Origin of the sequence: Bacillus sp. TL12 (assembly GCF_022625245.1) — a bacterium.
Classification (GTDB): domain Bacteria; phylum Bacillota; class Bacilli; order Bacillales; family Bacillaceae_G; genus Bacillus_A.
On the sequence record NZ_JAJJBY010000081.1, the window covers coordinates 1 to 6425 of the forward strand.

6 protein-coding genes and 4 pseudogenes are annotated in these 6425 nt (G+C 32.1%); 6 read left to right on the top strand and 4 right to left on the bottom strand.

Features of this window, described 5'->3' with window-relative positions; all coding sequences use genetic code 11:
- Positions 1–283 precede the first annotated feature (283 nt).
- Positions 284–979 (top strand): annotated as a pseudogene (locus tag LOK41_RS26870) (IS6 family transposase).
- 267 nt (positions 980–1246) lie between these two features.
- Here LOK41_RS26870 and LOK41_RS26875 read toward each other — a convergent pair.
- Both LOK41_RS26875 and LOK41_RS26880 read right to left on the bottom strand, forming a co-directional pair.
- Positions 1247–2257 carry a zinc-ribbon domain-containing protein gene (locus LOK41_RS26875; protein WP_241819062.1) on the bottom strand — a complete coding sequence of 337 codons (1011 nt, stop codon included), beginning with the start codon at positions 2255–2257 and terminating at the stop codon, positions 1247–1249.
- A 103-nt stretch (positions 2258–2360) separates the two neighbouring features.
- Positions 2361–2519, bottom strand: a pseudogene (locus LOK41_RS26880) (IS6 family transposase); the annotation flags it as partial.
- A 536-nt stretch (positions 2520–3055) separates the two neighbouring features.
- On the opposite strand from LOK41_RS26880, the gene LOK41_RS26885 reads away from it, so the two are divergent.
- The 3 genes and pseudogenes from LOK41_RS26885 (at position 3056) to LOK41_RS26895 (ending at position 4148) form a co-directional block, all read left to right on the top strand.
- Positions 3056–3466 carry a hypothetical protein gene (locus tag LOK41_RS26885; RefSeq protein WP_241819063.1) on the top strand — a complete coding sequence of 137 codons (411 nt, stop codon included), beginning with the start codon at positions 3056–3058 and terminating at the stop codon, positions 3464–3466.
- A gap of 182 nt (positions 3467–3648) precedes the next feature.
- Positions 3649–3849: pseudogene (locus LOK41_RS26890) on the top strand (helix-turn-helix transcriptional regulator).
- A 5-nt stretch (positions 3850–3854) separates the two neighbouring features.
- Positions 3855–4148, top strand: a complete 294-nt coding sequence (locus tag LOK41_RS26895) for a hypothetical protein (RefSeq protein ID WP_241819064.1) — start codon at positions 3855–3857, stop codon at positions 4146–4148.
- A 413-nt stretch (positions 4149–4561) separates the two neighbouring features.
- Here the strand turns inward: LOK41_RS26895 and LOK41_RS26900 are convergent, their stop codons facing one another.
- Positions 4562–5161 carry a gluzincin family metallopeptidase gene (locus tag LOK41_RS26900; RefSeq protein ID WP_241819066.1) on the bottom strand — a complete coding sequence of 200 codons (600 nt, stop codon included), beginning with the start codon at positions 5159–5161 and terminating at the stop codon, positions 4562–4564.
- Positions 5162–5225: 64 nt separating this feature from the next.
- Here LOK41_RS26900 and LOK41_RS26905 point away from each other — a divergent pair, with 64 nt between their 5' ends.
- Entirely contained in the window at positions 5226–5426 is a 201-nt protein-coding gene (locus LOK41_RS26905; RefSeq protein ID WP_241819068.1) for a hypothetical protein, read from the top strand.
- A gap of 145 nt (positions 5427–5571) precedes the next feature.
- On the opposite strand, the pseudogene LOK41_RS26910 reads toward LOK41_RS26905, so the two are convergent.
- Positions 5572–5694: pseudogene (locus tag LOK41_RS26910) on the bottom strand (glycerophosphoryl diester phosphodiesterase); the annotation flags it as partial.
- A gap of 47 nt (positions 5695–5741) precedes the next feature.
- Between LOK41_RS26910 and LOK41_RS26915 the strand changes: the two are divergent.
- Positions 5742–6314: a DJ-1/PfpI family protein gene (locus LOK41_RS26915; protein WP_241819071.1), complete on the top strand. Its 573-nt coding sequence runs from the start codon at positions 5742–5744 to the stop codon at positions 6312–6314.
- Positions 6315–6425: the final 111 nt, after the last annotated feature.

Below are 6425 nucleotides of genomic sequence, written 5' to 3' on the forward strand. Positions count from 1 at the left end.
GTAGGCTAACTTACGCCCATCTTGTAAAGTTATGATGTGATCTTTCATATTATCCACTCCTATAACAAATTACAAACCGACCGTTCAGTCTGATTTTATAACAAGAGTAGTTCCTTTGTAAATACTGGAATTTTCATCGTGTAACATAGCCCCTTTTGACTTCATTGTATCCTAAAACAATACCTTTTTAGGGTTCTGGTGCAAAAACTTCAGGATAATTACAAGTAATCTATAAAACTTGGACATACTGATACTATTACTCTATAAAGGGTGCGTGATTGGTATGGAAAAAGAAAATTTGTTCAAATGGAAGCATTATCAGCCTGAACTAATTTGATTAACAGTAAGGTGGTACCTGCAGTACAACTTAAGTTTTCGTGATTTGGTGGAAATGATGGAGGAACGGGTATTATCTTTGGTTCATACAACCATTACATCAATACGGTCTTGAATTAGATAAGCGAATTCGACGTTATCTTAAATCAACAAATGACTCGTGGAGAGTCGATGAAACTTATATTAAAGTAAAAGGTCAATGGATGTACTTATATCGTGCAGTTGATTCAGGGGGGAATACAATTGATTTTTATCTAAGTAAATCAAGAGATAAACAAGCAGCCAAGCGCTTTTTCAAGAAAGCCTTGGCCTTTTCGTATGTTTCTAAACCTCGTGTAATAACAGTAGATAAGAACCCTGCCTATCCTGTAGCGATTCAAGAGTTGAAAGAAGAGAAACATATGCCTGAAGGCATACAACTAAGGCAAGTTAAATATCTTAATAATATAGTAGAACAAGACCACCGGTTTATTAAAAGGCGAGTTCGTTCTATGTTAGGATTAAAATCATTTAAAACAGCAATCTCTATATTGAGTGGTGTTGAAGCCATGCATATGATGAAAAAGGACAACTTGTTTTACCGGACAAGTCTGTCCAAAATCAAAAACAATTTATTCATAAATTGTTTGGTTTAGCTTCATAAGCTAAAAATGTAGAGGAAATTGCTACTCTATGTTTCTAACTAACATTTTTGCACCAGAACCTAACAAAATACTGTCCCAAAAATAATTTGTCACAATATAAAACTTCTACCTTTTTGTTACATTGATTGTTTATTGATTTATAACATTCTATTTTCTATTCAACATACAATTGGTGTTTTCTGTCTTATTCCCCTTTTTTGGGGATGGGCAAAGTTATCCTTAATGCAATATCCGGCCTTTTTTATACGACGATTCTATTTTTAAATTCATTCATTTTCTTTACGCTTTATTTTTTCTTTTAACTGATTTTCAAAAATAACACGTCTATTTTCCATGTCATTATATACCTCAAAATTCCGTCTTCTTTTTTGAACAGCAGTTCTTCCTTTGCGTTGAAGCGGGTGACAAACTTTACATTTTGTTTCTCTTCTATGTCTAGCACCTACTTGTGCTTTATATTCATTTCCACATGTACCACAAAGCCACCATACATTTTGGCTAGAATTAACCCTCGTTTCCTCAGGAGGTTTAACTCCATATTCTCCTTCATTTTTAGTAGGATGCCACTCTTTAACTAATTCAGGATCTAGAAGAGCTAAGGAATTTTGAAACAATTCACACTTTCTACATCCTTTTCCATTCTTAACTCTTTGACTAATGGTTTCTCTCCATGTATGTCCTTTTTCACAAATCCAATATGCATCCTCTGAAGAATTATAAATCACATCATATGCTGTCCTAACTTCAGAGTACCTACTATTTTCAAGCACAAACCAATTCTTTGCTATTTCTGGATAAACTGTTGCTAAACAGTTATCCTCACATACCTTCTTATTCGCACAATATGGGCAAACACTTGTATTTATATATCTACTCGCAATCGTTTCTTCCCATTCATGATTTCTTTTGCATTGCCACCATCTACGTACCCAGCCTTCATCAAATGCAACAGCATCTGGGGTAATACCTTCATTCTTTGTTGGATGCCATTGTTTAGCTAACTCAGGATCCACCTCTTGTAAGGTTTTGATTCGTCGCTCTTCTTTTATTTCCGCTCGCTTTGTTGCCTTCCTAATCCTTAAACATTTTGGACATTCTTTTTTCTTCTGTCTATCGTAAATACTCATGCCCCACTCATGACCTTCGGAACATTTCCACCAAATATATTCATAGCTTCCAATAGTTAATTCATTAGGATTAATACCATTATTTTTAGTAGGGTGCCATTCCGATAACAATTTTTCTGGCAATCCGTTATTTGTTGTTAATGTTTCCACCAAACCCACCCTTTCATATTTTCAATTAAAAACCACTTATCTTTGTTGGTTCTGTTGCGAAGTTTTGTTAAGGTTAAGTGGTGCTAACAAAAAGTTGTACATTTTATGCGATTGTTAGTAGCTCCTGTAATTCATTGTATGTCGAAAAACCGAAGTCTGAGCCAAGACTTCGGTTTCGTTTATATAAAGCATGAATGGTTTCGATGCCTTTCAAGGTACGGGAAGCGTGGCGAAGATTTTGAAATCCTGCGGATTTGGAAAATATAATAGCATGAAAAAGAGACAACTTTAGGCTATGCCTAACCGAAATTCATCTTCCACTTTCACTGGCGCACCTTCACGTTTAAAAGTGGAAGACTACTTTCGGATAGAAGTTAAGGCGTTATAATAGCAGCACATCTTTAATTTATAATCAATACTACAGAATCTAATCAAAAAGAGACAAGATTTTACAAAAAAATTTAAGTATTAGTAAGATCCTAGTACAAAGACTGCATTTATTTGAAAGAGGTATATAGATTCCTAATGGAATTTATTCTTATGCAGCTATTCCAAATAGTTGATGAATAAACTGGTTCTGTTGCGAATGATAAAACAATAATTACGATAAGAGATACGAAAACATTAAAAATAAAAAACAAATTGGCTTTAAATAATACAGATCCAATTTACTTTGTAGATAAAATTGACAAGTAGTTAAGATAAAAAAAGGCGATAATAGTTTATACAATTTAAAAGGAATCTTATGAAATATAGTTAATATAAGGAAAGATAATAATAGAAGTAAGGGGGGCAACTTTGAAGAAATTTATAATGATTCTTATTCTATTATTAACTGGAACACTTGCTGCATGTTCTAATGAAGTCAAAGTATTAGGAGAAAATGAAATAAATAAACAGAAAGATGTGCAAAAGTATATTAGTGAATTGCAGAATTCTAAAATTGACTATAAAGGATACAAAGTTTTTGAAAGTCCTAACGATAAGAGTATCGTTGTAATTTCATCGGGAGAAGCAGGAGGAGAATTAAGGTTAGGAAAAATAGAGACATCTAGTGTAGATACTGCAATCAATATTGAGAAATCAAATGATAAAACCGATGAAAAAAATCCTTATATTGTTGTTGAATTGGAAAAAATTCAAGGTGCATTTTACGTTTATGATAGTAACGGAAAAGAATATGAAGGTACAGGATACTATGAGGAATAATTGATTCTATAAGTAGAACGGATTATTGATTCTGATAATGGTTTATAAGAAAATTCTACTGTTTATAAAAAAGTTGCACGCTTTATCCCTTTGTATAAAGGGGTATTTTTTATGCGTATTTTTAATTATAAAAAAAACAACTTGTAAAAAATAAATTACAATCATCTCAAGAGGTGTTGCTATTGTTACATAAGAAAATTGTAGTTTGTCGAGCAGAAAAAGGTTGGACTCAAGAAGAACCGGCAAAAAGGGTGGGGGTTAGTCGTCAAACTATCGCTACTCTTGAAAAGAATAAATAAAATCCTTTTCTAATTCTTGCCTTTAAAATCGCAAATACATTTGAAAAGCCGTTAACCGAAGTGTTTGATTATCAGGAGGAGTGATACATATGTTGTGGTTAAAAATTTTATTTGTTGTTTTAATATTCATCAGTCAGATGTATGTAATGAATTTCCAATCAAGTGATGAAGGAAAAGATGGGAGAGGGAAAGAAATTCAATATAAAACAAATAATATGTTGTTCAACGTCTTATATTTAGGTATTATTGCACTTATTGTTTTTCATTTGATAGATATTGTTCCTGCAGAATTTCTACCTGATATATTGTTATATTTTATGCTTTCATTAAGTGTGCTAGGTAGTATTTTTATACTTATCAACAGAAACAGGAAAAATTACTAATATGAGTTAGGCGTTTTATCTTGTTCTGTTAGGCGATAGAACAAAATGTTTCTTTTAAAAAATGAAATTTATATGCTAATCATGAAGGGATATAGTTAAATTAACAGTTGCGTTTGTTTAAGTAGGACACATAAAATGATTAATTTTTTTTATAAAAACTTAAGGAATCCAAAATTAAAACCCACACATTTTGATCAAACTTTTTTCAAAATGTGTGGGTTTCTTCTATTTATAAAATCAATATTTGCAGCAATACTTTGATCAAACGTTAACTCAAACCAACAGTAACAAGAAGTATAAAATGACCAATTAGTTTACGGCCAATTTATGTTTCCAATTCCGTTGAATAATTAGATGATCGCCTACTAAAATAAGTGTTTTCTGATCAACTTATGCTTCCAATTGCGGCCAACTTATGAGTTGAAAAACAGAATGTGATATGACATTTGTTTTTTTAGTATCGCCACAAAAACTGCTTTTACATTTTTCACTTCGAATGAACCTTTGTTTTCACTAGGATATTTGTCATTCTCGCTTGTAGAGGCTATAGTGTACTCATTTGGAATGTCATAGGCTACTTTAAAATCACTGAATGCAGTATGATAAGTTTCACCATGGGTCATATATTCTTCCTTATTCCATTTGTGATTTCTATATGTAGCAACCATAGGATAGAATTGTGCCAAATAATAATTCTCATCATCCTTTGTAAATCTATCGCCCTTTTCTGGGAGAGTAAAATCATAGGAAAAATCGACGGTAACTTCTTTGTTAGGTTCTAATTTACTTACCAGTGGTATGTTTAATATATCTTTGTCTAGTTTAAAATCAACTATTTCTCCATCAACTGCTACTTTATCAAATTGAACTGTAGATGGGTGTTCTAATTGTGGTGAATTGCCTTTTGTAAACATATTCGGGATAAAGTAAAACACTAAATTTCCCCATGAATCCTTAGAAATATTCTTTATTGTTACTGTTGATACTAAATGAAATCTTCCCTCTTGATTCATTGTTAACTTAATGTTGTATCGACTATGACTTCCTGAGGGCACACTTCTTGGAGAGAATTGTATTTTGGAGGTTCTTTCAACTTTAGATGATTTGACAATATTAACATTTTTTGTTACTCCCCAAATAGCAAATGATAATAGAATTAAAACAAATGAAGAAAGTAAAAATAACTTACTTTTAGTTATTTATGAGGATTCAGCTCATTTTTTACATCTAGCGGGTTATTCTTTGATCGTTGTCGTACTTTTGTTTGAATATAAATAAAATAAGTTCCATTCATCCCAAAACACCCCTAATTTCCATTATTTATAGGAAATTAGGGGTGTTTATCGGTATATAAAACTTCAACATTATTAATAAGTCTTCTTCTAAAATATAAATGGTTAAACAGATGAAAAAACTTCGATTGTTATATCATCCCGTATTTCTTAAATAAAGGTGCTATTTTATCAATGCAATTTGTCCAAATTCCACCTGTATAATCGTCAGGAAGGCGTTTTATATCTTCAGATGAGTCAAAGCCACTTGAAAATGTTATAATTAAAATATTCTTAATATTTTAATTATGGGGGATATAGAATGAAAATTGCAATAGTCTGTTTCGATAACTTTACTGATATAGATGTCTTTTTACCATGGGATTTATTAAATCGTGTACGTTTAGTCGGCGGTATTTCTGATTGGAATGTCCAACTATTAGGAACGGAAAAAACTCATATATCCATGTCTGGCTTACGTATCCCCATGACAGGAAGCATATCTGATATTCCTTCCGCTAACGCTGTAATATTTGCAAGTGGTAAGGGTGTACAAGATTTATATAAAAATCAAGAATATCTTAATAGTATTCATGTAGATCCTCAAAGACAATTAATAGGCTCTATGTGTTCTGGTTCACTACTACTAGGAGCTAAAAAACTGTTAACTGGCAAAAAAGCAACTACATATCCATCCGTAGTAGAACAGCTTAAAGGATTTGATGTAGACGTTATTGAACAAAGTTTTGTAAACGAAGGAAATATCTCGACTGCCGCAGGTTGTTTTGCTGCTCAAGATCTCTCTGCTTGGATTATAAGAACCCTAATTAATGAAGAAATGGTTGACACTGTGCTAGAAACTGTTCAGCCAGTGGGCAAAGGTTTATATTTTTAATTTCAAATCAAGTCAGAAATAGATAATCTGACTTGATTATTTATAAAATAACGTTTTTGTTCAATTTCTTCTTCAGTGAATCCAAGTAATTCTCCTAAGTAGGGGTACCGT